Here is a 25,806-nt window from a genome sequence, read left to right as displayed (position 1 = left end):
ACCATGAAGTGTGCGCGACAAGTACGCGAAACGCACCCCGGGCGTCGGGTCCGGGGTGCGTTCACGTATTCAGGGTCGACTCGATCGAGCCGACGGGCTCAGATGCCGAGGAGGCTGCCGAGGCCGCCGAGCAGACCGGTAACCAGGCCGCCCAGGGTAACTCCGAGAGAACCGAGAAGCATGCGTATTCACCTCCGAACTCAGATCGTCACGTGCAATGACCCAAATACCGTAACTTCCGGTTGGTTTTTAACCAAATTGCACGCTATGTCCGACTAAGGGCGAAGGTCCCGAGCATGCGGGACCTCGTCGAGCGCACGCCCGGACATCCACTCGCGCAACACTTTCGTCGCGACGACGTCGTCCTCGTTGTACTCCAGCAGCCGCTGTCGCTGGGACTCGTCGGGGGCGCCGTCGTAGCCGACGGCCTCGCGATACCAGCTCATCGACGCTTCGCCACCGGCCTCCTCGTCACGCCAGTGGAATCCGGCGATGGGCGCAATCTTCTTGAGCCCCTTGCCGTTCGGACAGACGAAGTTCTCGCCGACAGCCTGGTAGATGTCGACCCACTGTGGGCTGTCGATGAATTCGCGCACCTCGGCGACAGTGGGGATGCCGTCGGCTCCGGCGAACCGACGGGCCGACGCCAGAAGCCATTTGTCCTCCGCGGAGCGCGAATAACAATAGGCGGCAAAGGTTTTCCCGGCAGCTGCGGCGGCGGCACGTTCGGCCATGAGCCAGGTCCAGAATTCGGCGAACGACCGGCCCTCGTCGGCCGTGGGCACCGGATCCCACGTCACGAACGGCCGGTACACCGACGTGCCGGCGACGTTGAGCAGCGTCCCCCACAGGTAGGCGCCGTGCTCCTGGTAGCTCTCCATGTCGACGTCCACCTCGACGTCGGCGCGGGCGACGGTGACGGTGTCGTGGCGTCGGACCAGCGGCGCCCCGGCGAGCCAGGCCTGCGCGGTGACGACGGTGTCGGGGAAGGAGCCCTGCGGCCAGTCGGCGGGGGCGTCGCCGTCCCACGCCGCGAGTTGGTCGACGGTGGTCACCCCGTGGTCGCGCAGCACGGCGGCGCGGGTACCGGACGCCACGAGGGACACGTCGTGTGTCTGCTCGAGTTCGCCGCGGCAGCGCGGCCACCACGGGCAGGCACGGCATTCACCGATCTGCGACGGCACCGTCTCGAGCTCGCCGCGGGCGACGGCGATCCGGTCGGCGAAGCGGGTGTCGTATTCCTCGAGGACGGTCGACAGGTCGTGTACGAGGATGCAGTCGGCGCCGTAGCCGATCGCGCCGCCCAGCCGGGAGGGACTGTCCAGTCCGTGCCGTTCGAGCATCCGGTACACGTGGGCGAGGCGGATCTGGTCGCGCAGTTGGGCGCGCACCTTGCGACGCTCGTCGAGCCTCGGTTCCCACCGAAGCAGCCCGGACGTGGTGGCGCCGCTGCCGGGGTCGGTGACCTTGTGGTTGACGACGATGACGGGGAGGTAGCCGCCGCGGTCGGCGTCGCGCAGCAGGATCTCGACGCGCCCGCGTCGTCCGGTGTCGCGTTCGTGTGGCAGCACCGCCCCCCAGATCTTCGTGGCCCCGGCCCGGCACGCGTCGAGAGTGTCCCGGGCACGCTGCCCGAGCGGACCGTCCGGGGCGATCCGCACCCAGCCGTCGGGGTCGGCGTCCATGAGCCGGGCCCGCACCGACTCGCGCTGCGCGGCGGCCGCCTCCTGCCGCTGGGTGACGCCGGTGTTCTCCGGCACACCGGCCAGTTGCTCGGGGAAAGTTGCATCGAGGTGGACCCGATGCCGACACCGCGTCAGAGCACCCGGCTCGAGCAGCACGGGGGCGGGGTCTCGCGGATCGTTCGGGGAACACACGATGTGCAAGATTAGGTGCTCGCCTAGGGTTGAGCCGAAAGCGGCGATCGAAGCACCAGATGGAAGGGCCTTTCCGTGGGGTTGTTCAAGAAACGTAAGCGGCGCGCCACGCGCAAGGCCGAAGCGAAGGCGCTCAAGCACAAGGCCAAGCTCGAGGCGAAGCTCGGTGCCAAGAACGACCGCAAGAAGCATCGGGCCGACGCGAAGGCCCAGAAGAAGGTCGACAAGGCACAGATCGCGACCTTCGAGGCTCAGAAGAAGGCCGCCGACAAGGCTGCACAGAAGGGTCTGTCGGTGGCGCAGCTGCGCCGTTACCTCGGTGTGGCCCGCATGTTGGCGCCGGTCGTGGTGCCGATCGCGTACCGCGGTGCGACGGCGTTGCGTGCCCAGCTCGACGCCCAGCGGGCGCAGCGCATGGGTATCGCCGTCGATCAGCTCGGCGAGTACACCGGGCACGGAGCCAAGCTCAGTGCCCGGATCGCCGGTGCCGACAAGTCGATCACCGAGATCGTCACCAAGCACCCGAACGATGCCGAGACGCAGCAGTTCGCGTCCGCCGTCCGGGCCCGCCTGACCGATCTGGACACTGCGGTCCGGGCCGCCGAGCAGATGCCGCCGACCCGCCGCAAGCAGGCGCATCACGCGATCTCGTCGGAGCTCGACGGCGTCGAAGCCGACATCCTGGCCCGTCTCGGCGTCCGCTGACGCCGCCCCTGCCGTGCCTGCCCGTCGTCCCGCCCCGACCGCCGCGCTCCGCGGTGGCGCGGCCGGGGCGACGGTCGCGACTCTGGCCGTCGCCGCGCACGGCGCCGGTGGCGGCGGGTGGCCCGACGAGACGGGACTGACACTGCTGCTGGCCGTCGCGGTCGCGGTCGGGGCTCTGACCGGTGGAGCACCGGTGTTCACCCGGAGCCGGTGGGCGTTGCTCGCGGCGCTCGCGAGCGGGCAGGCGGCCGGGCACCTCGCGTTGACGGTCGCATCCGGCGCCCACGTCCACGACGGTGTGCCCGCGTACCTCATGGTCGCCGCGCACGCCGTGGCCGCACTGGCCTGTGCGCTCCTGATCTCCACCGCGGAACGCCTGCACGGGCCGATCACCCGGGTCCTGCGGGCGGTGTTCGCGCCGCCGACACCCGCTCCACCGACGCCGTCGCAGGTCCTGATCCCCTGGGATCCACATCCGATCCGTCTTCCCGTCCTCGCGGCCGGCTGGTCGCGGCGCGGACCGCCGCAGGTCGTCTGACCTCGCGTTCCGTATCTCCGTACAGGAAGACATATGAAGACAACGATTTCCCGCGTCCTGGCCACCGCCGGCGCGGCCGGTGGCGTGATGCTGCTGGCCGCCGGTGTGGCCTCGGCGCACGTATCGGTCGCCGCTCCCGGCGCCGAGCAGGGCGGCTACTCCGTCCTCACGTTCCGGGTCCCCACCGAATCCGACACCGCCGGCACGACGGCGGTGACGGTGCAGTTGCCGAATCTGGCGTCGGCCCGCACCGAACCGATCCCGGGCTGGACGTCGACCGTCGTCGAGGACGAGGCGTCGAAGACCGCGACGGCGGTGACGTGGACCGCCGATCCCGGCGTGAGCGTCGGCCCCGGCCAGTTCCAGCAGTTCGTGCTGTCCGCCGGGCCGCTGCCCGAGCAGGAGCAGGTGGAGTTCCCCGCCACCCAGACCTACAGCGACGGCACCGTCGTGCAGTGGAATCAGCAGCCCGGACCGGACGGCGCCGAACCGGACAAGCCGGCCCCGTCGCTGACGCTTGCCGCCAGTACGGACGCAGCCACCGCAACTTCCGAGTCCACCGACACCACTGCCCGCTGGCTCGGCGGCATCGGCCTGGTGCTCGGTGCACTGGGCGCCGCACTGGGCCTGGGCGCAACGATGAGGAGCCGACGCTCATGACCAGACACACTCTCACCGGCCTGCGCGTCGTCGTGATCGGTTTCGTGGCGATGCTCGCCACGATGCTCGGCGTCGGAACGGCAGCCGCGCATTCCGCGGTGATCGGCAGCAGCCCCGAGAACGGTACCGAGATCGCGACCGCCCCCGACCGGGTGAGTCTGCAGTTCAACGAGACACTGCAGGACAAGTTCGCGTCGCTGACCGTCGTCGGCCCGGACGGCAACCTGTGGTCGAAGGGTGATCCGACGGTCGCGGGCGATTCGATCAGCGTGCCGCTCGAGGGTCTCGGCCCGGTCGGCGAGTACACGATCGCGTTCCGTGTCACCTCCGCCGACGGCCACCCCGTCAGCGGCACCCGCACGTTCACGCTCACGCAGGAGGGCACCGGCACACCGGGCGCGAAGGCGGGCGGCCAGTCGTCGGACAGCAGCTCCGACGACGAGTCCGACAGCAGCATGCTGATCTGGGTGTTCGTCGGCGTCGGTGTCGTGGTGTTCGCGGGCGGCCTGTGGTTCGCGCTACGCAAGCCGCGCAGCTGACGGATCGGGCGTCACTCGTGAGGACGGTGGGCATCGGTCGTACAGGGCTGGTGTCCGCCGTCCTCACGGCGTTTCTCGGGGTCGGCGTGGCGTGGCTGCTGGCCGATCCTTCCCCGTCGGCCGCCGTGCGGGCCCTCGCGCTGGGCTGCGGGGCGACGGTGTTCGGTCTGGCCGGCTGGTTGTGGCTGCTGCGCGACGAACGCCGGCCCGCCCTCGACGCCGGCCCGGTATGGCGGACCACAGCGGCCGTCGCGGGCGCGTGGACGGTGGCCGAGATCGCGCTGGTGGTGTTCGAGGCCGCCGACATGGTCGGACGCTCCCCGTGGGCGGTGCCGCCGGGCACGGTCGTCGATTTCGTGACGATCGTGGACACCGGACGGATCGGTGCGGCCACGATCGGATGCACGACGCTCGTGGCAGTGCTTGCGGCGGTGGCGTTTCGACGCGCACTGTCGTGGCCGGCCGCGCCGGTGCTGGCGGTGTCGGGGCTGGCGTTGATCGCCCGCCCGGTCAGCGGGCACATGTCGCAGCAGATCCTCGGATCGCTGTTCGACGCCGCGCACGTGCTGGCGGCGGCCACCTGGTTCGGGATGCTGATCGCACTCGCCCTGACCGCCCGGGGGCGGGGCACATGGGCGAATCTGCTGCCCCGCTATTCGACGATCGCGTGGCGGTGCGTCGTGGTTCTCGCCGCGACCGGCGTCGCCAACGCGGCGATCCGGCTCGGCAGCATCGCGCCCCTCGTCACCACCGGTTACGGGCGGGTCGTGCTCGCGAAGATCGTGGCACTCGCGGCGCTGCTCGCGGCCGCGTGGTGGCTGCGCCGCACCTGGGTCACCCCCGCATCCACCCACCGGATGAGCGCCGACGCCTCCCTGCGCCGCGCCGTCGGTGAAACCGCCGCCATGGCACTCGCATTCGGACTCGCGGCAGGACTCGCGACGACGGGGTGAGGGGCGGCGGTACGACCGAAACCCTGTGCCCCACCGTCCGATCCCCCTATCCTCGACCCTCATGGACTCGACGAGCTGGTGGTTCCAGGTCAGGCATGCTCTCGATTCGCGCGGCCCGTTTCCGCGTCGCGGACGCCCGTTGCGTGAGGTGGTGTCGGGTAGGCGGGTGCTGATCACGGGGGCGTCGTCGGGGATCGGGCGGGCCGCGGCGATCGAGCTGGGTGCGGCCGGGGCGACGGTGCTGCTCGTCGCCCGCCGCGAGCCCGAGCTGGGTGCGGTCGCCGAGGAGATCACCGCCCGTGGTGGGCGGGCGTTCGCGTACCCGTGCGACCTGAACGACGCGGACGCGTCGGAGACGATGATCCGACGGGTCCTCGACGAGCACGCCGGCGTCGACGTGCTCGTCAACAATGCGGGCCGGTCCATCCGCCGCACCCTCGACCGGTCGTACGACCGCACCCACGACTTCGAACGCACCATGACCCTCAACTATGTTGCGGCCGTGCGACTCATGCTCGCGGTGCTGCCGGGGATGCGGGAGCGTCGCGACGGCCACGTGGTCAACGTGCTGTCCGCGGCCAATCTGTTCGGCGGCCCCGGCTACGCCGCCTACGTGGCGTCGAAAGCCGCACTCGACGAGGTGTGCACGTCGTTCCAGGCCGAAACCCTCGACGAGAACGTCACATTCACGTCCGTGTACATGCCGCTGGTACGGACCGCGATGATCACCCCCAACGAGAAGTACCGCACCGTCGCCGCCCTCACCGCCGAGCAGGGCGGGCACGTGCTGTGCGACGCGATCGCCCGCCGCCCACGCCGGGTCGGGCCACTCGCCGGCCGGCTCACCCGGCTCCTCGACGCCGTCGACGTCGAGCGCGCCGACATCCGCCGACACCGTCTGTTCGCGTCCGGCATCTGACGCCGATCGCCACGGCGCCTCTCACCACTGCGGCATGAGTTCGTTCTGCCGTTCGGCGACCATTTCCCGGATCGCCTGCAGGACGGTCGCGGCGGCGGGCCGGCGCAGGCGTCTGGGGCCGAGGCAGGCACTGAATTCGAGGGTGACGTTCACAGCCGACGGCAGCACCCGCCGGAGTGTCGGCTCCCGCTCGGCGACGAACGCGGGCAGCAGACCGATTCCGGCGCCGGCGAGGGTCGCCGCGGTCTGCGCCTGCACACTCGTCGACCCGAACGTCACCCGATGGTTGCCGGTGAGTTCGGTGAGAACGTCGAGGTCCTCGACCCGCAGCAGGCTTTCGATGTAGTAGACGAGGGAGTGCTCGGCCAGTTCGTCGATCGTGGTGGGCAGGCCGCGCTCGGCCCGGTAGTCGTCGGACGCGTACAGGCCCATCCGGTAGTCGGTCAGCTTCTCCGCGCCGGGACGCCCCGACACCGGTTCACCCACCCCGATCTCGATGTCCGCTCCGGCACCGAACGCGCTGAGCCGGGTCTGTGTCACGATCTCCACCGTCAGATCCGAGTTGATGCGGTGCAGATCTGCGAGCAGCGGTGCGACGAAACAGGATCCGAACGCCTCGGTGGTCGCGATCCGCACCAGCCCGGACAGCTGCCGCTCCCGTGGAGTGGTGCTCACCAGGTCCCGGACGTCGGTGAGCGCGGACTCGATCTGCTCGCACGACGCCAGCAGCCGGTGCCCCAGGTCGGTCAGCTCACACCCCTGCACGCCGCGCACCAGGACGGGGGCGCGTAGTTCCGCCTCGAGCGCCGACATCCGCCGGGACACCGTCGCATGGTTGAGGCCGAGTGCGGACGCGGCACCGACCAGCGACCCGCAGCGGGCGATCTCCAGCAGCACCACCAGATCGTCGGCGCGCACCGCCACCCCCTCTCTCTGTGCGGTTCTGCACAGCTCATGTGTCGAAACAGGGCTTTCCCCAGACTGTAATCCAGGTCACTCTTGTCGTCATGGCCGCGGCAGATCCACAGCTCGGCACCGGACGGAAGGGCACCAGCATGAAGATCGGTTGGATCGGCCTGGGCAACATGGGGTTGCCGATGGCCGCAAATCTGCACAGCGCAGGCCGCGGTGCAGATTTCGAGGTCACCGCATTCGACCTCTCCCCCGACACCCGGCGAGCCGCAGCGGCACAGGGTGTTCCGACCGCCGAGTCCACGGTGGAGGCCGCGACCGGCGCCGACGTGCTGATCACGATGCTGCCCAAGGGCGAACACGTCCGCACCGCACTGCTCGAGTCGGGTGCGCTCGCCGCCACCGCACCGGGCGCGGTGGTGGTCGACTGCTCCACGATCGGTACCGCCGACGCCGTCGCACTGTCGACGGTCGTCACCGGGTCCGGCCGACGCTTCCTCGACGCCCCGGTCTCCGGCGGCACCGCTGGTGCGCAGAACGGGACGCTGACGTTCATGGTGGGCGGCACGGACGTCGATCTCGACGCGGTCCGTCCACTGCTCGACGCGATGGGGGAACGCATCTTCCACGCCGGGGAGACCGGGGCCGGCCAGAGCGCCAAGATGCTCAACAACATGATGCTCGCGATGAACATGCAGAGCACGTGCGAGGCGGCGGTCCTCGCGGAGCGGCTGGGCGTCTCGGCGAAGACCGTCATCGACATCGCCGGCGTGTCCACCGGTGACAGCTGGGCGCTGCGCCGGTACTACCCGATCGGCGGCGCGGTCGAGTCGGCGCCGTCGAGCCGGGACTTCGCGGGCGGTTTCGCCGTCACGCTGATGCGCAAGGATCTCGGGCTCGCCCTCGACGCGGCCGCCGCACACGGCGTCGACGCCGCCGCCACCACCGAGGTGGCCAGGCGACTGGATGTACTGGCCGACAACGGTTTCGGACTTCTCGACTTCTCCGCACTGGTCCGTCTCGTCGACGGCACGGTGACCGGGACGGAATCCGAGGAGCTCCGGTGACCGCGCAGCTCACCGACCCGGTACCGTCCGCACCCCGCCCGGAGCGGCAGAGCGGAACACCGGCCGGTTTCCGTCGCATCGTCGCCGCCTCGATGGCCGGTACGGTCGCCGAATGGTACGAGTTCTTCCTGTACGGCATGGCGGCCGCGCTCGTTTTCGGTGACGTGTTCTTCCACTCGACCGGTAACCCCCTCGACGGCGTGATCGCCGCCCTGCTCACGTATGCGATCGGTTTCGTGGCCCGTCCGATCGGCGGCATCGTCTTCGGGCACTTCGGCGACAAGTTCGGCCGCAAGAAGCTGCTGCAGGTCTCGCTGCTGATGATCGGGGTGTCGACGTTCCTCATCGGCACCATCCCGAGCTTCGCGACGATCGGGTATGCGGCCCCGATCATCCTGGTGCTGCTGCGGTTCCTGCAGGGCATCGCGATCGGCGGCGAATGGGGCGGCGCGGTGCTGCTGGTCGCCGAGCAGAGCCCCGACGACAAACGCGGCTTCTGGGCGAGCTTCCCGCAGGTGGGTGCACCCCTCGGCAACGTCCTGGCCACGATCGTGCTGCTGGTGCTGTCGTTTGCGCTGCCCGAGGCCGCGTTCCTGTCGTGGGGCTGGCGACTTGCGTTCTTCTTCTCCGCCTTCATCGTGCTGATCGGCTGGTTCATCCGCACCAAGGTCGAGGACTCCCCGATCTTCGCGGAGGCGAAACAGGAACAGCCGCAAGCGGAGAACACGTGGCAGGCCATCCTGCGTGTGTTCCGGGCCCGACCCCGCGAGGTGCTGACCGCGATGGGCGCCCGCGTCATCGAGAACATCCTCTACTACATGGTGGTCACGTTCTCGCTGACGTACCTGAAGGTGCAGTTGGGTATCGACACGTCGACGATCCTGCTGCTCATGCTGATCTCGCACGTCGTGCACGCCGGCATGATCCTGGTGTTCGGGTGGATGTCCGACAAGGTCGGCCGTCGCCCCGTCTACCTCGTCGGTGCCGCACTCGGCACGGTCTACTGCTTCGTCGCGTTCCCGTTGATGGACAGCCGATCCGACGCCCTGATCCTGTGCGCCATCACGATCGGCCTGATCATCCACGCGATCATGTATGCGCCGCAGCCGGCGCTGCTGTCCGAGATGTTCCCCACGCACATGCGCTATATCGGCGTCTCGCTCGGCGCGCAGGTCACGGCGATCTTCGCCGGGTCACTGGCACCGGTGATCGCCACGCTGCTGCTGCGCACCTTCGACTCCTGGGTGCCGATCGCGATCTATGTCGCAGTCGCCGGCCTGATCTCGATCGTCGCCGTCCTGTTCATGCGGGAGACGAAGGGCCTGGCGCTGGCGACCCTCGACGACGAACACCGCACCCGCTTCGGCACCTCCCTGTGACATCGGGGACCCGACTTCCCTTCCGATACTGAAAGGTTCACTCATGCGTACGATTTCCCATTGGATCGACGGAGCCGCGGTCACCGGCAGCGACACGATCGACGTGCTCGACCCCGCCACCGACCGTCCGGTCGCCACCGTTCCGATGGCCGACGCCGCCACCGTGGACGCCGCGATCGCCGCGGCCGTCGCCGCGTTCGACGGCTGGTCGGCGACGCCGATGTCCAAGCGCGCCCAGGTGCTCTACCGCTTCCGGGAGCTGCTGCTGGCCAACCGGTCCGAACTCGCCGCCCTCATCACCGAGGAGCACGGCAAGACCCTCGACGATGCCGCCGGTGAGATCTCCAGGGCCGCCGACTCCGTCGAACTCGCCTGTGGTGGACCGGCTCTCGCACACGGTAGTACCTCGCTGCAGACCGGACCCAACATCGACACCAAGTCGGTGCTGCACCCGCTCGGCGTGTGCGTCGGCATCACCCCGTTCAACTTCCCCGCGATGATGGGCATGATGATGGTGTCCGTCGCGTTGGCGTCGGGCAACACGTTCGTGTGGAAGCCCAGCGAGCAGGACCCCGGCGTGTGCGTGCGGATCGCGGAGCTGTTCCGGGAGGCCGGGCTGCCGGACGGTGTCCTCAACGTGATCCACGGCCGTCAGGACTGCGCCGAACGGTTGATCGACTCCCCGGACACCGAGGCCGTCGCGTTCGTCGGCTCCAGCACCGTCGCGCACGCCGTGTACTCGCGGGCCGCTGCGGCCGGCAAGCGGGTCCAGGCGTTCGGGGGCGCCAAGAACCACATGATCGTCATGCCGGACGCCGACCCGGACGTCGTCGCCGACCAGATCACGTCGTCGTGCTTCGGTGCGGCCGGTCAGCGCTGCATGGCGATCTCGGTCGCGGTCGTCGTCGGTGACGACGCCGAGCCGCTGCTCGAGAAGCTGAAGGTGCGCGCCGAACAGGTGCAGCTCGGCGCCGGCGTCACGCCGGGCACCGAGGTGGGGCCGGTGGTCAACCGGCAGTCGCAGGAACGCATCCGGTCCACCGTCAAGGATGCGATCGCGGCCGGCGCCCGTGCCGTCGTCGACCGCAGCACCGAGGACGTGCCCGGTTTCGAGAGCGGCTACTTCGTCGGTCCGACGATCCTCGCCGACGTCGACACGTCCTCCCCCGCCTACCGGGAGGAACTGTTCGGTCCGATCCTCGTGGTGCTGCGCGTCGACACCCTCGACGACGGCATCGAGTTGATCCGCCGCCACCGCTACGGCAACGGCGCGTCGATCTTCACGCGGGACGGGGCCGCCGCCAACGAGTTCGAGCGCCGCGCGTCGGCCGGCATGATCGGCGTCAACGTCGCGATCCCGGTTCCGGTGGCCGCGTACGCGGTGCAGGGCTGGAAGGACTCTGCGTTCGGTGACACCGGCCTGAACAACGCGTCCTGGAGCTTCTACACGCGACCCAAGTACGTCACGTCGCGGTGGGACAGTGTCTCCGGAACCGATTTCGGGTTCCGTCCCAACTGACGTTCCGCCGAACGAACACTCGACCGGGCGGCACCGACAGCGGTGCCGCCCGGTCGACTCTGTACGGAGACCGTTCGCGGGCCTAACCTCGAAGTACACAGATGTCGCACTTGGCCGAGGAGATGATCCGTCATGTCGACTTCATCAGGTATGTCCGTTACTCCGGACCGATCCCTGGAAACCCACCCCGACATCGCCGAACTACGCGCCCGCTACGACGAGTTCGGGGAAGGCCCGGTCCCGCAGCTCGCCGAAGGCTTGATGGTGCTCGCCGGCCTGTACGCGGCAGCGTCACCGTGGATCGTCGGATTCAGCGGGCAGACCGCACTGACGATGTGCAACGTGTTCGCCGGACTCGCGATCAGCCTGCTCGCCGTCGGCCATGCCACCACGTACGGCCGCACCCACGGCATCGCGTTCGTCGCCCCGCTGCTGGGTATCTGGCTGATCGCATCGCCGTGGCTGGTCTCCGGCGTCGACACCACCGCACGCGTGCTCTGGTCCAACATCGCGGTCGGCATCGTCGCGCTCGTGCTCGGCGCCGGCACGATGAGCCTCGGTATGGCCCGCTGGGAGGAGAACCGGCACCGCCGTCCGACGCGTTAGGACGCCTCCGCCCGGCGCCGCGGTTGCAGTTGCGTCGCCCCGAGCAAGCCCACGGCCAGGAAGCCTGCGGCGACGAACAGGGACCAGCGGGTCGCGTCGGCGAATCCGTCCGACAAGGCGTCGGCGGTGGCCGGGCCGGTCGGTCCGAGGCGCCCGTGATCGCCCTGCTCGCGGATCGCCGGGATGGTGCCGCCCGCCGAGTCTCGGGTGCTGTCGACGAGTCGGGTCTCCACCTGCGGCGGCAGCGCGACCGGCTCGAGCCGGTCGGTGAGACTGTGCGCGAGCCCGAGCGAGAGCACGGTGCCGAGGATCGCCGTGCCGAGAGCCGACCCGAGCTGGCGGACGGTGCTCTGCGTCGCCGACCCCTGGCCCGACTCGGACGTCGGGATGTCGACCAGAACCGTCCCGGTGAGCTGCGCCGACGCCAGTCCCAGGCCGAGGCCGTAGATCGCCAGGAGCAGCGCCATCAGCCAGGTGTCGGACGACGGCCGCAGGTACAGCGCGAACGCGAGGACGCCGATCACCTCGAGTGCCAGACCGATCATCACGGTGCGCGGGGCGCCGAAGCGGGCGGTGACGTGGCGGGCGGCAGCACCGGAAGCGAAGGCACCGAGCGCCATCACAGCGAGCACGGACCCGGCGCCGAGGGTGCTCAGCCCGTACGCGTTGACGAGGAACAGCGGCAGCACCAGGAGCAGACCGAACTCGCCGATCGCGACGGCCATCGCGGTGCAGTTGCCCCAACTGAAGGTGCGGAACCGGAACAGCTCGAGGTCGAGGATGGCCGAGTACCCGATCCTGGCCCGGTGCCGCTCCCACACCACGAACCCGGCCAGCGCGACGACTCCGACTGCGGCGACGACAGGTGTCGCCGAGATCGGGGCGGTCGCCGGCCAGGTCAAGCCGAACACGTTCAGGTCGGCGATCGGCTTCCACCAGCCCAGGCTCTGGCCCTCGATGAGCCCGAAGATCAACGCGCCGAAGCCGATTGCGCTCAGCAGTAGACCCACCACGTCGAGTCCGGGCACCGTGATCTTCGCTCGCGTCTCGGGGACGGTGAGGACTGCACCGATGATGACGATGATGCCGATCGGAACGTTGACGAGGAAGATCCACGGCCACGTGAACGATGTCGTGAGCCAGCCACCGAGCAGCGGCCCGACCGCGGCCATGCCGGAGATCACTGCGCCCCACACGCCGAACGCGATCGCCCGGTCCCGGCCCCGGAAGGTCGCATTGACGGTCGAGAGCGTGCACGGCAGCACCAGCGCACCGCCGACGCCCTGGACGACGCGGGCCACGATCAATGCCGTCGAACTCTCCGACGCGGCCGCCATGATGCTGCCGACGAGGAAGACCCCGACACCGGCAATGAACAGCGCCCGCCGGCCCAATCGGTCGCCCAGTCGGCCCGCCGTGAGCAGCAGCGCGGCGAACACCACCGCGTAGATGCTGTTGATCCACTGAGCATCGGTGAGATCCAGTCCCAGCTCGTCGATGATCACCGGCAGCGAGACGTTGACGATGGTGCCGTCGATGACGATGAGCGACAGACCGGCGGCGAGGACGCCGAGCCCGAACCATTCCCGGCGACTCACCCGCAGTTCGTTCTCGGACGATTCCACAGTCATTGGTGCACCTTTCTTCGGGTGGTGCGTCACGTACCGACGTGACCCTGATTCCACCAGAGCCGAGGCACTTCGTCGCGTGAATCTCCCGGAGACCCGGACATGTCCAACTTTCGGACGATTCTCCGAGACCGCGCCGGCGAACGGTCGACCGGAACACGTACAGCGAGTTCCTCGCCGGGGGCCGTGGTCAGTGCTGATGCACGGGTGCCCAGGCAGGAAGCGGGTCTTCGTAGAGCCTCCAGGCGCGCGTTCCTGCCGCCAGTTCTGCGTCGGTGAGCAGCGCACGGTCGAGGGTGTGCTCGAGCCTGTCGGCATCGATATCGACTCCGATGAACACGATCTCTTGTCCGGGCGTTTCCTCCGTCGAGATCCACAGCTGTGCTGGTTCGATCACCAGGTTCGGCCCAGCCTGTGACCAGATGGCGACTGTCTCGGGCCGGCTGGCGATCCAGCAGAAGCCTTTGCTGCGCAGCAGTCCCTTCAGTTCGGTCAGTGCCGATTCGAGCCGGGCAGGGTGAAAGGGCCGGTCCGACCGGTAGGTGACGCTGCGGATGCCGTACTCCTCTGTCTCCGGGGTGTGCCCGCCCGCGAGTTCCTCCGCCCAGCCGGGTGCATTCGCAGCTACCTGGGGGTCGTACAGCCCGGTGCCGAGCACCTCGGACAATTCGACGATGCCCCGACTGGTCCGGATCAGCTCGGCCGTGGGGTTGAGTCGCCGCAGCGTGGCCTCGACGGCGCCGACCGTCTGTCGGCTGACCAGGTCGATCTTGTTGAGCAGGAGGACATCTGCGAATTCGACCTGATCGACCAGTAGGTCGGAGATGTAACGTTCGTCGCCCTCTCCGGCCTCGAGGTCGCGGTCGTGGAGTCGCTGTCCCTCGGCCAGTTCACCGAGGAAGGTCGACGCGTCGACCACGGTCACCATGGTGTCCAGAACGGCGACACTGCCGAGGCTGAATCCGTCCTCGAACTCCCAGTCGAACGTGGCGGCCACCGGCATCGGTTCGGAGATTCCGGTGGATTCGATGACGAGGTGGTCGAAACGCCCGGCACGGGCGAGGTCGGCGACCGCCTCGATCAGGTCTTCGCGCAGCGTGCAGCAGATGCATCCGTTGGTGAGCTCGACGAGCTTTTCCTCGGTGCGGTCGAGGTGGCCTCGGCCTTCGACGAGGGCTGCGTCGATGTTCACCTCGCTCATGTCGTTGACGATCACCGCGACTCGGAGGCCGTCTCGGTTGGCCAGTACGTGGTTGAGCAGGGTGGTCTTGCCGGCGCCGAGGAATCCGGACAGAACGGTGACGGGCAGCTTCGTCGAGGTCATCGTGAGTACGACTTTCGTTGGGGTGTGGGTGTGCAATCCGCCCGGAGCGGCGGAAGACCGCGCAGCTCTCGGGAGGTGCGCGGCCTTCTCGGGTTCTGCTGTCTACCGACTCGTGCCGGTGAACGGCAGCAGCGCCATCTCGCGGGCGTTCCTCACTGCGATCGCGACCCGACGTTGCTGCTGTGGGGTCAGGCCGGTGACACGGCGGCTGCGGATCTTGCCGCGGTCGGAGATGAAGGTGCGGAGCAGGTTGACGTCCTTGTAGTCGACGTCGGTGACCTCCGCCGCGAGGAGCGGGTTCTTCTTGGGCTTGCGTCCCGTTTCTTCAACGCGGCGAGGCTTTTTCGACGGGGCTCTCTTGTCTGCCATGGGTGCCTTTCGGGCTCGGTTTACCAGCTGGACTTGCGGACACCGGGCAGTTCCCCGCGGTGGGCCATCTCTCGAACGCGCACGCGGGACAGTCCGAACTTCCGTAGGTGCCCACGCGGGCGTCCGTCCGCGGCATCACGGTTTCGGATCCGTACCGGACTGGCGTCGCGTGGCTGACGCTGCAGTTCTGCTCGGGCAGTTGCACGATCCTCGGGGGAGGTCGCGGGCGAGCGGATGGCCTCCTTCAGTTCGGCTCTCCGGGAGGCGTATCGAGCGACGACGGCTTTCCGCTGCTCGTTCTTGGCGATCTTGGACTTCTTGGCCATCTCTAGCGCTCTTCCCGGAAATCGACGTGCTTGCGGACGACCGGGTCGTACTTGCGGAGCACCAGGCGGTCGGGGTCGTTGCGGCGATTCTTGCGGGTCACGTAGGTGTACCCGGTGCCCGCGGTGGACGCGAGCTTGACGATCGGACGGATCTCGTTGCGTGCCATCAGACTTTTCCTCCTGCCGCGCGAATCTTCGCGACCACGGCCTCGATGCCGTCCCGGTCGATGGTCTTGATGCCCTTCGCGGAGACGGTCAGCGTGATGCGCCGCCCTTCGCTGGGCAGGTAGTAGGACTTCTTCTGGATGTTCGGGTCCCATCGCCGGCTGGTGCGTCTGTGTGAGTGCGACACGGACTTACCGAACCCCGGCTTGCGCCCGGTCACCTGGCAGTGCGCAGACATGGCGTCCCTCCTGCGTCACCCATATTGGAATGACAATCATTTTCGACAAAGGCCGGTTCGGACTGTAGCGTCACCGAGGCTTAATGACAATCGTTGTCGAAAGGGTCTGGTCGTGAGTGATCAACGGACGCCGCTCGTACTGGTCGCGGGGTGGTCGAGTGCCACCGACGCCGCCGCGCGGTCCCTGCTGGGCGAGGGCACGGTGCTGGTGCATCACGACTCGAGCCGTCTGAGCGAGGGCGTGGTGCACCGAACGGTCACCGGCGCCGACGGCATACCGCGGGTGAGCATCCTCGAGCTCGCGCACGGCTGCGTCTCGTGCACGTTGCGCGAGGACCTCCTGCCGCTGCTGCGCCGACTGCACACACACAGCTGGGTGCGGCGCATCGTGCTGCACCTGGACCGCGCCCTCGAACCCGAGGCGCTGTGCTGGGCCGTCCAGCATGTCGAGGTCACCGGGGTGATCGGGCAGATCGACGGGCCGGCGGCCCGGGACGTACGAATCGAGGCCGTGATCACGTGCATCGACGCCGACACCTGGCTGGACGACGCGACCGGCGACGACACCCTGACGGATCGAGCTGTCATCGCCGACGACGACGAACGGACCGTCGCGCAGGTCGTCGTCGGGCAGGTCGACTACGCGGACGCACTGCTGGTCTCGGGACGCGCCGAAGACGGTTGGCAGCAAGCCAAGCTGCATGCCGCGCTGGTCCGGCTCGCACCCGGTGTCCCGATCGACTGGGTGGCCGACGCCGCCGGGGTCGACGCCGAGCGGTTGCTGGCGAGAGTGCCGGCAACAGCCCGGCGCGGCGCGATCACCGACGCGCACTCCCCGTTGCTGCGCGGGCAACCGCCACTGCCCGCGGACTGCGGTGTCACCCTCGTCGAGTTCACGGCAAACCGCCCCTTCCACCCGCAGCGACTGCACGAGGCGATCGATGTGCTCCTCGACGGCGTCGTCACCGCCCGCGGACGGGTGTGGTCGGCCACCTCGCCGGAACACGTGCTGTGGCTCGAGTCGGCAGGTGGCGGGCTGCGGGTGGCCGAAGCCGGCCGCTGGCTCGCGGCGATGAGCCCCGAGCAGCAGGAAACCGTTCCGGTCGAGCGTCGAGCCATGGCCGCGTTGCGCTGGGACGACCGATTCGGCGACCGCGACACCTCACTGGTGGTGCTCGCCCACGCCGCCGATCCCACCGACATCGAACGTGCCCTGCAATGGGCGCTGGTCACCGACGAGGAACTCGACCGCGAGGACGAGTGGCCGTCGTGGTCGGACCCGTTCGGTCAGTGGCACGAGGACCCGTGCGACAACGAAGACACCGCATCACAGTTCAGCGAGATCAATCGAGAGGACACCGCATGAAACCCGGAATCCACCCCGACTACCACCCGGTCGTGTTCCAGGACCTGAGCACCGGATCCACCTTCCTCACCCGATCCACCATGACCAGCACCCAGACCATCGACTGGGAGGACGGAAACAACTACCCCCTGGTCGTGGTCGACGTGACCTGCGAATCGCACCCGTTCTGGACCGGCGCGGCCCGAGTGGTGGACACCGCGGGCCGAGTGGAGAAGTTCGAACGCCGCTTCGGTAAACGACAGCGCTGACCCAGGACCGCCGACACCCCGGACCACCAGAACTCGAGGAGCAGAAGAACAATGGCAGTACCCAAGCGCAGGACATCCCGCTCGAACACCCGCAGCCGCCGTTCCCAGTGGAAAGCGACTGCCCCGGAACTGGTTTCGGTGACCGTCGACGGCGTGACCCATCGGGTTCCGAGGCGCCTGGTTCGCGCCGTGCAACTCGCGGTGTTCGACCCCACCGGTCGCTGAGGAGACGGGCCGGTAGCGACTTCGGCCGGCACCGTGGATCGCCGTCGTTCCCGAAGTGGACGGCGGCGACCACGGGGGCTGCCACACGGAGAGCTGCCGTCTCGATCTGCGGCGACGGAAGACACTGCCGGAAGGACTCTCCCTGCACCGGAGCCGTATCCCGAGGAGTTCCGGGGCGATGCCGTCCGCGTGAGCGGGAACCCCACCTCGGATACCTCGAACCTGATGTGGACCGAAGATCCTCCCCTGCAGCTTCTTCAGGGATTTTCCCCGACCGGACATCACACCGGCGAGGGCAGGTTCCACCCGTGCACGACGAACCAGGAGACCAGCGATGACCACGACAGTTCACACAACGGCGACGGCCGTGAAGGCCGCTCGGCACGCGCGGCGTCGAGCCTCCTGGCTCACGGCTGTGCTCACCGCCACGCTCGTGCTGGTCGTGCTCGTCTCGCTGTCCACCGGCACCGTCCACGTCGGCCCTGTCGACGCGCTGAAAATCGTCGTCGGCCATCTGGTTCCGGGGATGCCGTGGATGAGTGACGGCAGCTACACCCCGCTCCAGGACCAGGTCGTGTGGCAGTTCCGGCTGCCCCGCACGCTCCTGGCCGCACTGGCGGGGGCCGGGCTCGCGCTCGCCGGCACCATCGTTCAGGCGATCGTGCACAACCCGCTCGCCGAACCGTACATCCTGGGGGTCTCGGCCGGCGCGGGTCTCGGCGCCGTGGGGGTGATCGTGCTCGGTGCCGGCGCCGCGGCACCGACCATCGGTACCGCAGCCTTCCTCGGTGCCGTGGTCGCGACGGTCGCGGTCTACCTGTTCGCACGCCGGCACGGCCGGATCGTCCCCACTCGGTTGATCCTGTCGGGGGTGGCACTGGGTTCGCTGTTCAGCGCCGTGACCAGCTACCTCACGATCTCCACCGATGCGCAGAACGTGTTCGGCGTCATGTTCTTCCTGCTGGGCTCGGTGTCGGCGGCGACACCCGCACATCTGGTTCTGCCCGCCCTCGCCGTGGCCGTGGTCGCCCTCTGGGCCCGGTGTCGCGTCCGCGCCCTCAACGCCCTGCTCGCCGGCGACGATCAGGCCATTTCGATGGGCGTCGACATCCGACGACTACGGGTCGAAGCCCTCGTCTCCTCGGCCCTGCTCACCGGCTCCGTCGTCGCCGTCTGTGGGGGAATCGGTTTCGTCGGCCTGGTCGTGCCACACATCGCACGGACGGTCACCGGATCCGATCACCGACGTATGGTGCCCGCATGCGTGGCCGGCGGCGCGGTGTTCCTCGCCACCGCCGATCTGCTCGCCCGGACCGTCTCGGCACCGACGGAGGTACCGATCGGCATCGTGACCGCCGCCGTCGGCGCCCCGTTCTTCCTGTGGCTCTTGCATCGGGGCGACACCGGCGGAGCGGCAGGCGCGCGATGAGGCTGGCATTCGACCACGTCACGATCCGCCGGGGCGACCACACCGTGATACAGGACGTCAATCTCGTTGTCGAGCCCGGAACAGTGCTCGGTCTCGTCGGCCCGAACGGGAGTGGGAAATCGTCCCTGCTTCGCACGGTCTACCGCGCCGCCACACCGGAACGAGGTCGAATCATGGTGGGAGAGAGAGACCTTCACCGACTTCCGGCGCGCGAAGCCGCCAGATCGGTAGCGGCGATGACGCAGGACAATCCTGGCGAGTTCGACCTGACGGTGCTCGACATGGTGCTGCTCGGGCGCACACCCCATACGGGCGGATCCGGCGCGGACACCCGCCGTGACATCGACATCGCAGCGGCGGCGATCGACCGCGTCGGCGCCTCGGACTGGGTGACCCGCACGTTCACCACGCTGTCCGGTGGACAGAAGCAGCGGGTGCTGCTTGCGCGGGCACTCGCCCAGCAGGCCCCGGTACTGGTGCTGGACGAACCCACCAACCACCTCGACGTTGCGCAACGGATCGCGGTGATGGAGGCTGTCGACTCGCTCGACGTCACGACGGTAGTCGCCACTCACGACCTCGACCTCGCCGTGCAGTACTGCGACCGGGTCGCGGTACTCGCGCACGGAACGCTCCGCGCGCACGGGAAACCGACCGACGTACTCACCGAACCTCTCCTACGGGACGTCTTCGGCATCGACGCCGCATTCGCGGTGCACCCCACCACCGGCCGCACGCATCTCCTCGTCGCCGGTATTCATCGAAAGGAACCCGCACTCCAGTGAAGACCACGCTCACCGCAGCCGGCATCGTCGCCCTCACCCTCGCCACAACCGGGTGCGGCACCCCTGTACACGACGACACCGCGGCATCACCGAACGTCATCAGTATCGAGAACTGCGGTCGCACCCTCGAGTTCGACACGGTCCCGATACGTGCGATCGGGCTGAGTCCCTCGCAGACCGAGCTGCTCGTCGAACTCGGGGTGGCAGATCGACTGGTGGGTCAGGCACAAACCGGGCTGTCGGACCTGCCCGACGACGTCGTCACCCGACTCGGCGATGTCCCGGTTCTGAGTACCGACGCGCCCCCCGTTCGTGAGGTGCTGCTCGACGCTGCACCGGACTTCGTCTTCGCACCCACCGAGTACGAGTTCACCGCCCAGCAGGGGTTCGCGAGCATCGACCAGTTGCGGCAGGCCGGGGCCACCGCGTTCATCGCGACCGGGGGGTGCAGCGACCGGCGCACCACGGCGACGGTCGACGACCTCTTCACCGATCTGACCGCCCTCGGCGCCGTCTTCGACCGCGCCGACCGCGCCACCGAACTCGTCACCCAGGGACAACGTCGCCTCGACGCCGTCGACGCGGGCATCGGTTCGGGCCCGGTCCGATCCGTGGCCCAGGTCTACGTCGAAGGATCGAGCCTGTCGGTGATCGGCGCCGGTGTCGAATCGGACATCATCGCGCGGGCAGGCGGGCGCAACGTCTTCTCTCCGGACGAGAAGATGTTCGGCTCGTTCTTCACCGCCACCATCAGCCCGGAGGAACTGGCCCGACGAAACCCGGATGCCCTCGTCTTCGCGGTGTCCGACGCCGCCCACCGCGACGCGACGATCGACTACCTACGCACGACATTCCCGACGATGACCGCGGTACACACCAACCGGCTCATCGCAGTACCGGCATCGAACATGTTCCCGGGAACCCTCGGGAACATCGACGCTGTCGAAACCGTGGCCCACGGCCTGGCCTGAACTCGGCCGGTGGGACCGGTCGACGTGCGGTTCGCCCGACGGCGGGCGGGTCAACGCCCGGGCAGGTACTTCATCGCCTTGATGAACGGGGGCATCAGCTTGGCCCACACCTTGGCCGGAAGCCACCGTGGCCCACCGAGATTCACGATGCGCGTCGTCGCGACAGTCTGCGCCTCGGTGTACTTGAGCAGACCCTCGGCCCCGTGCCGGCGGCCGACACCCGAGACGCCCATGCCGCCCATCGGTGCGGCGGTGCTGCCCCAGGTCGGGCCGTAGCCCTCGTCGACGTTGACGGTGCCGGCCAGGACACGGGCGGCGATGGCCTCGCCCTCGGCGTGGCTACCGGCCCACACGCTCGCGTTGAGTCCGTACTCGGTGTCGTTGGCGCGGGCGATCGCTTCCTCGACGTCGGCGACCGGGTAGATCGACACGAGCGGACCGAACGTCTCGTCGGCGTAGCACTCCATGTCCGCGGTGACGCCCGTCAGCACCGTCGGCTCGAAGAACAGCGGACCGAGGTCGGGGCGGGCCTTGCCGCCGGCGACGACGGTGGCACCCTTGCCGACAGCGTCGTCGATGTGCCCGGACACGGTCTTGACCTGCGCCTCGGAGACCAGCGATCCCATCTCGATCCCGAACTCGTAGCCGGGTGCGACGGTCATGTTCCGCACCCGTTCCCCGAACAGTCGGATGAACTCGGGGGCGATCTCCTCCTCGACGTAGATGCGTTCGACGGAGATGCACAGCTGTCCGGAGTTCGAGAAGCACGCACGCACCGCGGCGTCGGTGACCTTCCGCAGGTCCGCGCCCTTCGTGACGATCATCGGGTTCTTGCCGCCCAGTTCGGCGGAGAAGCCGATGAGGCGGCGGCCGGCCTGCTCGGCCAGCAGCCGGCCGGTGGCGGTGGAGCCGGTGAACATCAGGTAGTCGGTGTTCTCGACCAGCGCGGTGCCCACCACCGAGCCGGGGCCGGGGACGACCGCGAACAGGGCCCGCGGCAGCCCCGCCTGGTACAGCAGTTCCGCGCACGCGAGCGCACAGTACGGGGTCTGGCTGTCCGGTTTGATGACGACGGCGTTGCCGGCGAGCAGGGCGGCGATCGCGTCGGACACCGCGAGGGTCATCGGGTAGTTCCACGGCGAGATCACCCCGACGACACCCTTGGGGTGGTGCCGGACGACGGTCTTCGTCAGGCCCGGCAACATGCCCTGGACCCGACTGGGCCGCAGCAGCTTCGGGGCCAGTCGCGCGTAGTAGCGGGACGTCATCGCGATGTCGAGGACCTCCTCCTGCGCGGACGCCCTCGACTTGCCGGTCTCGGCCTGCGCCATGTCCATGAGCGCATCCTTGTGCTCGAGGACGAGGTCGCGGTATCGGAGGAAGACCTCGGCCCGCTCCGCGGGGGTGCGCTGCGCCCAGGCCTGCTGCGCCGCGCGAGCCCGCTCGATCGCGCCGAGCGCGTCCGCCTCGGTGCAGACGGGGACGGTGGCGAGTTCCCGCCCCGTGAACGCTTCGACGACCGGCCGGGTGGGCCGGTCCGCGGCGTCCGGGACGGCGATGAGGGCAGCGAGGCGGGCGAAGGTCGCCGCGGACGGAGCAGGCATGATCGGACCCCTACTGGTGAGTAGATTTCGAATTGTCCCCAACCTACCCGGTCCGTGGCCGTCGTCACAGGCGTCCCCGCGTCGTGCGTCAAGATTCCGTCAGGACCGGCCCGCACCCCTTGCCCCGGGTTGAACGACCGAGCAATGCTTTGAACATGCGTTCAACGAGGGCGGATCGGCACGACTCGGACCTCACCACCCGGGCCCGGATCCGCGACGCCGCCATCCACGTCTTCGGGCAACAAGGCTTCGACGCCGGAGTGCGCGCCGTCGCCGCCGACGCCGGAGTCTCCATCGGACTCGTCAACCACCACTTCGGCTCCAAACAAGGACTGCGCGCCGTCTGCGACGACCACGTCCTCGGCATCATCACCACCGAGAAACGCAACGTCCTCACCGCGCCCGGCCCCGGGCCCATGCTCGCCTCCCTCGCCGCGATCGACCACTACGCGCCCCTCGTCGCCTACCTCGTCCGATCGTTCCGCGCCGGCGGCGAACTCTCGACCACCCTGTTCGAACACATGGTCGCCGGAGTCCGGGACTACCTCGACGCCGCCGTCTCCGAAGGCCGCATCCGGCCCAGCCGCGACCCCGCCGCCCGCGCCCGCTACCTCGCCATGAACAGTCTCGGCTCCACCCTCCTCTACCTGCAGATGCACAGCGAACCCGACGGCACCGTCGACATCGCCCACACGCTCCGCACCATGACCGACGACATCATGTTCCCGGCCCTCGAGCTCTTCACCGAAGGTCTGTTCACCGATTCGACCCTGCTCGACGCCTACGCCCGTCCCCGCCCCCGTTCCAGCTGAAGGGACCCTTCGGCTCCCGTGGGCGGACAAGGGGTCCCTTCAGCTGGAACGGGTGACCGTCGACCGAACCGGGCAACCATCAAGGAGGCACCATGACCACGATCATCGAAGTTGCACAGTTGGAGAAGTCGTTCGGTCCGACGCGGGCGTTGGACGGCTTGGATCTGACGGTCCGGGAGGGCGAGGTGCACGGATTCCTGGGCCCGAACGGGGCCGGGAAGTCGACGACGTTGCGGGTGTTGCTGGGTCTGTTGCGTGCGGATGGGGGCCGGGCATCGGTGTTCGGCCGGGACGTGTGGCGGGACGCGGTGGATCTGCATCGTGAGATCGCCTATGTGCCGGGTGATGTGACGTTGTGGCCGACGTTGACGGGTGGGGAGATCATCGATCTGCTGGCGCGGATGCGGGGCGGGGCGGACGAGGGGCGCCGCGCGGATCTGGTCGAGCGGTTCGATCTGGATCCGCGGAAGAAGGCGCGTTCGTATTCGAAGGGGAATCGGCAGAAGGTGGCGGTGGTGTCGGCGTTCTCGTCACATGCCCGGCTGCTGTTGCTCGACGAGCCGACGTCGGGTCTGGATCCGTTGATGGAGAAGGTGTTCCGGGATTGTGTTGCGGAGGCACACGATCGTGGGGTGACGGTGTTGTTGTCGAGTCACATCCTGTCGGAGGTGGAGTCGTTGTGCCAGAACGTCACCATCATTCGTTCGGGTCGGGCCGTCGAGAGCGGGTCGCTCGAGTCGATGCGGCATCTGAGCCGGACGTCGATCACCGCCGAACTCACCGCCGATCCGGGGGACCTCGACCGGATCGACGGGGTGGAGGACGTGCGTTTCGACGGCCGGACGCTGCACTGCCAGGTCGACGCCGACGCACTGGGTGCATTGATCCGCACGCTCGGTGACACCGGGGTGCGGAACCTGGTGAGCACCCCGCCGACACTCGAGGAACTGTTCCTGCAGCACTACCAGTTGACCGAGGAGGTGCGGTCATGACTGCCGTCACGACGACACGGTCTGCTCGACCTACCGCGACCGTGTCCCCGTCGCCGTTCACCGGGACCGGCCTGCTGTTGCGGTTGTATCTGCGCCGCGACCGGGTGATCCTGCCGGTGTGGTCGATCGTGCTCGGGTTGCTGCCGCTCGTCTACGGCAAAGCCATCGCCGGCCTGTACACCACCGAGGCGCAGCGGGCGGCGTTCGTGACATCGACGTCGGCGATCAAATCCGAGATCGCTTTGGTGGGACCGATCTTCGGGTCCAGTACCGGAGCGTTGACGACGTGGCGTGCTGGGTACCTGTTCACGTTCCTGGCGGTCGCCGCGATCCTCACCGTCGTCCGGCACTCCCGGGCCGAGGAGGAGGCGGGGCGGACCGAGCTGCTCGGGTCGACGGCCGTGGGTCGATATGCCGGCCCGGTCGCGGCGCTGCTCGTCGCGGGGATCGGGGTGGCCGGTGCATCGATTCTCGGTGCTGTGGGCCTGATCTCGCTCGGGGCGGGGGTCACCGGTTCGGTCGCGTACGGGGCGGCCGCGTTCGGGGCGGGTGCCGTGTTCATCGGTGTCGCCGCCGTCGCAGCCCAGGTGACCATCGGGGCACGGGCAGCCCGTGGTATCGGATTCGCGTTCCTGGCAGCGGCTTTCGCTTTACGTACGGTCGGGGATGCCGGGTCGGGGGTGCTGTCGTGGCTGTCTCCGATCGGCTGGGCGCAGCAGGTGCGGCCGTTCGCCGACGAACGCTGGTGGGTCCTGCTCCTGCCCGCGGTCACCACCGTCGTGCTCGTCTCCGTCGCGGGTGCCCTTCTGGCCCATCGTGATCTGGGTGCGGGGCTGGTCGCGGAACGTCTCGGACCGGCCCGGTCCCCGGCGTCGCTGTCGGGCCCGGTGGGGCTCGCGTGGCGGCAGCAGCGGGGACAGCTGGTCGCGTGGACGATCGGCATGGTGCTGTTCGCGCTCGTGATCGGCGGTGCCGCACACGGCGTCGGAGACCAGCTCGGCGGCAACGAGCTGGTGACGCAGGCGCTGGAGCGGCTCGGTGGCAGCCGCGCGATCGAGGACTCGTTCGTCGCGATGGCGTTCACCCTGTTCGGGCTCGCAGCCGGCGCCTACACGATTTCCGCGACACTGCACCTGCACGACGAGGAGGACAGCGGACGGGCCGAGAACATGCTGGCCACGGCAGTCGGGCGGGTGCGGTGGGCGGTGAGCCATCTCGGGTTCGCGCTGGCCGGTCCGGCGGTCGCGTTGGCGTCGGCCGGGCTGGTCACCGGTGTCGTGTACGGCGCGGCCGTCGGCGATGTCGGCGGCCAGGTGCCGCGCATGCTGGCCGCGGCGCTGGTGCAGGTGCCGGCGGTGTGGCTGCTGACGGGGATCACGGTCACCGTGTTCGGGCTGTTGCCGCGGCTGGCGGCGGCCGTGTGGGCGGTGTTCGGGACGATGCTGGCGCTGTACGTGTTCGGGATGGTCGCCGATCTGCCGGCACCGCTGCTCGATCTGGTGCCGTTCCTGCATCTGCCGCGGCTGCCGGGCGGCGAGTTCCGGTGGGCCCCGATCGTGTGGCTGCTGCTGATCGCCGCGGGCCTGATCGCCACCGGCCTGGCCGCTCTGCACCGACGCGACCTCCGCTAGACCGCGAACGGGACACGGC

Annotated in this window: 28 protein-coding genes; 19 read left to right on the top strand and 9 right to left on the bottom strand. The window is 68.9% G+C overall.

Annotated elements, in window-relative coordinates:
- Positions 1-275 precede the first annotated feature (275 nt).
- Complete coding sequence (locus Q5696_RS00730) at positions 276-1,877, bottom strand: TM0106 family RecB-like putative nuclease (protein WP_305093342.1); 1,602 nt, start codon at positions 1,875-1,877, stop codon at positions 276-278.
- A gap of 75 nt (positions 1,878-1,952) precedes the next feature.
- Between Q5696_RS00730 and Q5696_RS00725 the strand changes: the two genes are divergently transcribed.
- From Q5696_RS00725 to Q5696_RS00700, 6 genes are all read left to right on the top strand, one after another.
- Positions 1,953-2,582, top strand: a complete 630-nt coding sequence (locus Q5696_RS00725; protein ID WP_305093341.1) for a DUF6474 family protein — start codon at positions 1,953-1,955, stop codon at positions 2,580-2,582.
- A 13-nt stretch (positions 2,583-2,595) separates the two neighbouring features.
- Positions 2,596-3,120 (top strand): hypothetical protein, encoded by a 525-nt coding sequence (locus Q5696_RS00720; protein WP_305093340.1) that lies wholly within the window; start codon positions 2,596-2,598, stop codon positions 3,118-3,120.
- Between the two features lie 33 nt (positions 3,121-3,153).
- Entirely contained in the window at positions 3,154-3,780 is a 627-nt protein-coding gene (locus Q5696_RS00715) for a YcnI family copper-binding membrane protein (protein ID WP_305093339.1), read from the top strand.
- Entirely contained in the window at positions 3,777-4,319 is a 543-nt protein-coding gene (locus tag Q5696_RS00710) for a copper resistance CopC family protein (protein WP_305093338.1), read from the top strand. Before Q5696_RS00715 ends, Q5696_RS00710 begins: the two co-directional genes overlap by 4 nt.
- 17 nt (positions 4,320-4,336) lie before the next feature.
- The gene (locus Q5696_RS00705; protein WP_305093337.1) at positions 4,337-5,272 is read left to right on the top strand and encodes a CopD family protein; all 936 of its coding nucleotides are present in this window, start codon (positions 4,337-4,339) and stop codon (positions 5,270-5,272) included.
- 61 nt (positions 5,273-5,333) lie between these two features.
- Positions 5,334-6,191 (top strand): SDR family NAD(P)-dependent oxidoreductase, encoded by an 858-nt coding sequence (locus Q5696_RS00700; RefSeq protein WP_305093336.1) that lies wholly within the window; start codon positions 5,334-5,336, stop codon positions 6,189-6,191.
- Between the two features lie 21 nt (positions 6,192-6,212).
- Here Q5696_RS00700 and Q5696_RS00695 read toward each other — a convergent pair whose 3' ends face one another.
- Positions 6,213-7,109 (bottom strand): LysR family transcriptional regulator, encoded by an 897-nt coding sequence (locus Q5696_RS00695; RefSeq protein ID WP_305093335.1) that lies wholly within the window; start codon positions 7,107-7,109, stop codon positions 6,213-6,215.
- 89 nt (positions 7,110-7,198) lie between these two features.
- Here Q5696_RS00695 and mmsB point away from each other — a divergent pair, with 89 nt between their 5' ends.
- The 4 genes from mmsB (at position 7,199) to Q5696_RS00675 (ending at position 11,674) form a co-directional block, all read left to right on the top strand.
- Positions 7,199-8,170 carry a 3-hydroxyisobutyrate dehydrogenase gene (gene mmsB / locus Q5696_RS00690; protein WP_305093334.1) on the top strand — a complete coding sequence of 324 codons (972 nt, stop codon included), beginning with the start codon at positions 7,199-7,201 and terminating at the stop codon, positions 8,168-8,170.
- The gene (locus tag Q5696_RS00685; protein WP_305093333.1) at positions 8,167-9,549 is read left to right on the top strand and encodes an MFS transporter; all 1,383 of its coding nucleotides are present in this window, start codon (positions 8,167-8,169) and stop codon (positions 9,547-9,549) included. Before mmsB ends, Q5696_RS00685 begins: the two co-directional genes overlap by 4 nt.
- 43 nt (positions 9,550-9,592) lie before the next feature.
- Positions 9,593-11,068 carry a CoA-acylating methylmalonate-semialdehyde dehydrogenase gene (mmsA, locus tag Q5696_RS00680; protein ID WP_305093332.1) on the top strand — a complete coding sequence of 492 codons (1,476 nt, stop codon included), beginning with the start codon at positions 9,593-9,595 and terminating at the stop codon, positions 11,066-11,068.
- A gap of 150 nt (positions 11,069-11,218) precedes the next feature.
- Positions 11,219-11,674: an SPW repeat protein gene (locus Q5696_RS00675; protein ID WP_305095409.1), complete on the top strand. Its 456-nt coding sequence runs from the start codon at positions 11,219-11,221 to the stop codon at positions 11,672-11,674.
- Here the strand turns inward: Q5696_RS00675 and Q5696_RS00670 are convergent.
- The 6 genes from Q5696_RS00670 to rpmB all read right to left on the bottom strand — a co-directional run bounded on the left by Q5696_RS00670 (position 11,671) and on the right by rpmB (position 15,724).
- A complete protein-coding gene (locus Q5696_RS00670) occupies positions 11,671-13,305 on the bottom strand; it encodes a DHA2 family efflux MFS transporter permease subunit (protein ID WP_305093331.1) in 1,635 nt (544 codons plus the stop codon). The two genes, Q5696_RS00675 and Q5696_RS00670, sit on opposite strands and share 4 nt — an antisense overlap.
- A gap of 187 nt (positions 13,306-13,492) precedes the next feature.
- Complete coding sequence (locus Q5696_RS00665) at positions 13,493-14,626, bottom strand: GTP-binding protein (RefSeq protein ID WP_305093330.1); 1,134 nt, start codon at positions 14,624-14,626, stop codon at positions 13,493-13,495.
- A gap of 102 nt (positions 14,627-14,728) precedes the next feature.
- Entirely contained in the window at positions 14,729-14,995 is a 267-nt protein-coding gene (rpsR, locus tag Q5696_RS00660) for a 30S ribosomal protein S18 (RefSeq protein WP_305093329.1), read from the bottom strand.
- A 20-nt stretch (positions 14,996-15,015) separates the two neighbouring features.
- Complete coding sequence (gene rpsN, locus Q5696_RS00655; RefSeq protein ID WP_305093328.1) at positions 15,016-15,321, bottom strand: 30S ribosomal protein S14; 306 nt, start codon at positions 15,319-15,321, stop codon at positions 15,016-15,018.
- A gap of 2 nt (positions 15,322-15,323) precedes the next feature.
- Positions 15,324-15,488 (bottom strand): 50S ribosomal protein L33, encoded by a 165-nt coding sequence (gene rpmG / locus Q5696_RS00650; RefSeq protein WP_305093327.1) that lies wholly within the window; start codon positions 15,486-15,488, stop codon positions 15,324-15,326.
- Positions 15,488-15,724, bottom strand: coding sequence for a 50S ribosomal protein L28 (rpmB, locus tag Q5696_RS00645; protein WP_305093326.1), 237 nt, complete (start codon positions 15,722-15,724; stop codon positions 15,488-15,490). Before rpmB ends, rpmG begins: the two co-directional genes overlap by 1 nt.
- Before the next feature lie 112 nt (positions 15,725-15,836).
- Here rpmB and mrf point away from each other — a divergent pair, with 112 nt between their 5' ends.
- The 6 genes from mrf to Q5696_RS00615 all read left to right on the top strand — a co-directional run bounded on the left by mrf (position 15,837) and on the right by Q5696_RS00615 (position 20,748).
- Positions 15,837-17,090, top strand: a complete 1,254-nt coding sequence (gene mrf / locus Q5696_RS00640; RefSeq protein WP_370654839.1) for a ribosome hibernation factor-recruiting GTPase MRF — start codon at positions 15,837-15,839, stop codon at positions 17,088-17,090.
- Positions 17,087-17,338, top strand: coding sequence for a type B 50S ribosomal protein L31 (locus Q5696_RS00635; protein ID WP_305093325.1), 252 nt, complete (start codon positions 17,087-17,089; stop codon positions 17,336-17,338). Before mrf ends, Q5696_RS00635 begins: the two co-directional genes overlap by 4 nt.
- Positions 17,339-17,389: 51 nt before the next feature.
- Positions 17,390-17,563: a 50S ribosomal protein L32 gene (rpmF, locus tag Q5696_RS00630; protein WP_305093324.1), complete on the top strand. Its 174-nt coding sequence runs from the start codon at positions 17,390-17,392 to the stop codon at positions 17,561-17,563.
- Positions 17,564-17,897: 334 nt separating this feature from the next.
- Entirely contained in the window at positions 17,898-18,992 is a 1,095-nt protein-coding gene (locus Q5696_RS00625) for a FecCD family ABC transporter permease (RefSeq protein ID WP_305093323.1), read from the top strand.
- The gene (locus Q5696_RS00620; protein WP_305093322.1) at positions 18,989-19,777 is read left to right on the top strand and encodes an ABC transporter ATP-binding protein; all 789 of its coding nucleotides are present in this window, start codon (positions 18,989-18,991) and stop codon (positions 19,775-19,777) included. The genes Q5696_RS00625 and Q5696_RS00620 overlap by 4 nt, the downstream gene beginning before the upstream one ends.
- On the top strand, positions 19,774-20,748 hold the full coding sequence (locus Q5696_RS00615) for an ABC transporter substrate-binding protein (RefSeq protein ID WP_305093321.1): 975 nt from the start codon (positions 19,774-19,776) through the stop codon (positions 20,746-20,748). The genes Q5696_RS00620 and Q5696_RS00615 overlap by 4 nt, the downstream gene beginning before the upstream one ends.
- A gap of 50 nt (positions 20,749-20,798) precedes the next feature.
- Here Q5696_RS00615 and Q5696_RS00610 read toward each other — a convergent pair whose 3' ends face one another.
- Positions 20,799-22,352 carry a succinic semialdehyde dehydrogenase gene (locus Q5696_RS00610; protein ID WP_305093320.1) on the bottom strand — a complete coding sequence of 518 codons (1,554 nt, stop codon included), beginning with the start codon at positions 22,350-22,352 and terminating at the stop codon, positions 20,799-20,801.
- Positions 22,353-22,507: 155 nt separating this feature from the next.
- Between Q5696_RS00610 and Q5696_RS00605 the strand changes: the two genes are divergently transcribed.
- From Q5696_RS00605 to Q5696_RS00595, 3 genes are all read left to right on the top strand, one after another.
- Positions 22,508-23,164, top strand: a complete 657-nt coding sequence (locus tag Q5696_RS00605) for a TetR/AcrR family transcriptional regulator (RefSeq protein WP_305093319.1) — start codon at positions 22,508-22,510, stop codon at positions 23,162-23,164.
- Positions 23,165-23,256: 92 nt separating this feature from the next.
- The gene (locus tag Q5696_RS00600; protein WP_305093318.1) at positions 23,257-24,156 is read left to right on the top strand and encodes an ABC transporter ATP-binding protein; all 900 of its coding nucleotides are present in this window, start codon (positions 23,257-23,259) and stop codon (positions 24,154-24,156) included.
- Positions 24,153-25,787, top strand: a complete 1,635-nt coding sequence (locus Q5696_RS00595) for an ABC transporter permease (protein WP_305093317.1) — start codon at positions 24,153-24,155, stop codon at positions 25,785-25,787. The genes Q5696_RS00600 and Q5696_RS00595 overlap by 4 nt, the downstream gene beginning before the upstream one ends.
- Positions 25,788-25,806 lie beyond the last annotated feature (19 nt).

Origin of the sequence: Prescottella sp. R16 (assembly GCF_030656875.1) — a bacterium.
GTDB lineage: Bacteria > Actinomycetota > Actinomycetes > Mycobacteriales > Mycobacteriaceae > Prescottella.
This window is presented reverse-complemented; position numbering and strand designations above follow the sequence as displayed.

What these genes read in the sequence shown, in the direction of transcription:
- Q5696_RS00700 (WP_305093336.1), top strand. Translation starts at nt 5,334, where the DNA reads ATGGACTCGACGAGCTGGTGGTTCCAGGTCAGGCATGCTCTCGATTCG.
- Q5696_RS00665 (WP_305093330.1), bottom strand. Translation starts at nt 14,626, where the DNA reads ATGACCTCGACGAAGCTGCCCGTCACCGTTCTGTCCGGATTCCTCGGC.
- Q5696_RS00605 (WP_305093319.1), top strand. Translation starts at nt 22,508, where the DNA reads ATGCGTTCAACGAGGGCGGATCGGCACGACTCGGACCTCACCACCCGG.
- Q5696_RS00595 (WP_305093317.1), top strand. Translation starts at nt 24,153, where the DNA reads ATGACTGCCGTCACGACGACACGGTCTGCTCGACCTACCGCGACCGTG.
- Q5696_RS00675 (WP_305095409.1), top strand. Translation starts at nt 11,219, where the DNA reads ATGTCCGTTACTCCGGACCGATCCCTGGAAACCCACCCCGACATCGCC.
- Q5696_RS00625 (WP_305093323.1), top strand. Translation starts at nt 17,898, where the DNA reads ATGACCACGACAGTTCACACAACGGCGACGGCCGTGAAGGCCGCTCGG.
- mmsB (WP_305093334.1), top strand. Translation starts at nt 7,199, where the DNA reads ATGGCCGCGGCAGATCCACAGCTCGGCACCGGACGGAAGGGCACCAGC.
- rpsN (WP_305093328.1), bottom strand. Translation starts at nt 15,321, where the DNA reads ATGGCCAAGAAGTCCAAGATCGCCAAGAACGAGCAGCGGAAAGCCGTC.
- Q5696_RS00620 (WP_305093322.1), top strand. Translation starts at nt 18,989, where the DNA reads ATGAGGCTGGCATTCGACCACGTCACGATCCGCCGGGGCGACCACACC.
- Q5696_RS00710 (WP_305093338.1), top strand. Translation starts at nt 3,777, where the DNA reads ATGACCAGACACACTCTCACCGGCCTGCGCGTCGTCGTGATCGGTTTC.
- rpmB (WP_305093326.1), bottom strand. Translation starts at nt 15,724, where the DNA reads ATGTCTGCGCACTGCCAGGTGACCGGGCGCAAGCCGGGGTTCGGTAAG.
- mmsA (WP_305093332.1), top strand. Translation starts at nt 9,593, where the DNA reads ATGCGTACGATTTCCCATTGGATCGACGGAGCCGCGGTCACCGGCAGC.
- Q5696_RS00635 (WP_305093325.1), top strand. Translation starts at nt 17,087, where the DNA reads ATGAAACCCGGAATCCACCCCGACTACCACCCGGTCGTGTTCCAGGAC.
- Q5696_RS00610 (WP_305093320.1), bottom strand. Translation starts at nt 22,352, where the DNA reads ATGCCTGCTCCGTCCGCGGCGACCTTCGCCCGCCTCGCTGCCCTCATC.
- Q5696_RS00600 (WP_305093318.1), top strand. Translation starts at nt 23,257, where the DNA reads ATGACCACGATCATCGAAGTTGCACAGTTGGAGAAGTCGTTCGGTCCG.
- Q5696_RS00670 (WP_305093331.1), bottom strand. Translation starts at nt 13,305, where the DNA reads ATGACTGTGGAATCGTCCGAGAACGAACTGCGGGTGAGTCGCCGGGAA.
- rpsR (WP_305093329.1), bottom strand. Translation starts at nt 14,995, where the DNA reads ATGGCAGACAAGAGAGCCCCGTCGAAAAAGCCTCGCCGCGTTGAAGAA.
- Q5696_RS00715 (WP_305093339.1), top strand. Translation starts at nt 3,154, where the DNA reads ATGAAGACAACGATTTCCCGCGTCCTGGCCACCGCCGGCGCGGCCGGT.
- rpmG (WP_305093327.1), bottom strand. Translation starts at nt 15,488, where the DNA reads ATGGCACGCAACGAGATCCGTCCGATCGTCAAGCTCGCGTCCACCGCG.
- rpmF (WP_305093324.1), top strand. Translation starts at nt 17,390, where the DNA reads ATGGCAGTACCCAAGCGCAGGACATCCCGCTCGAACACCCGCAGCCGC.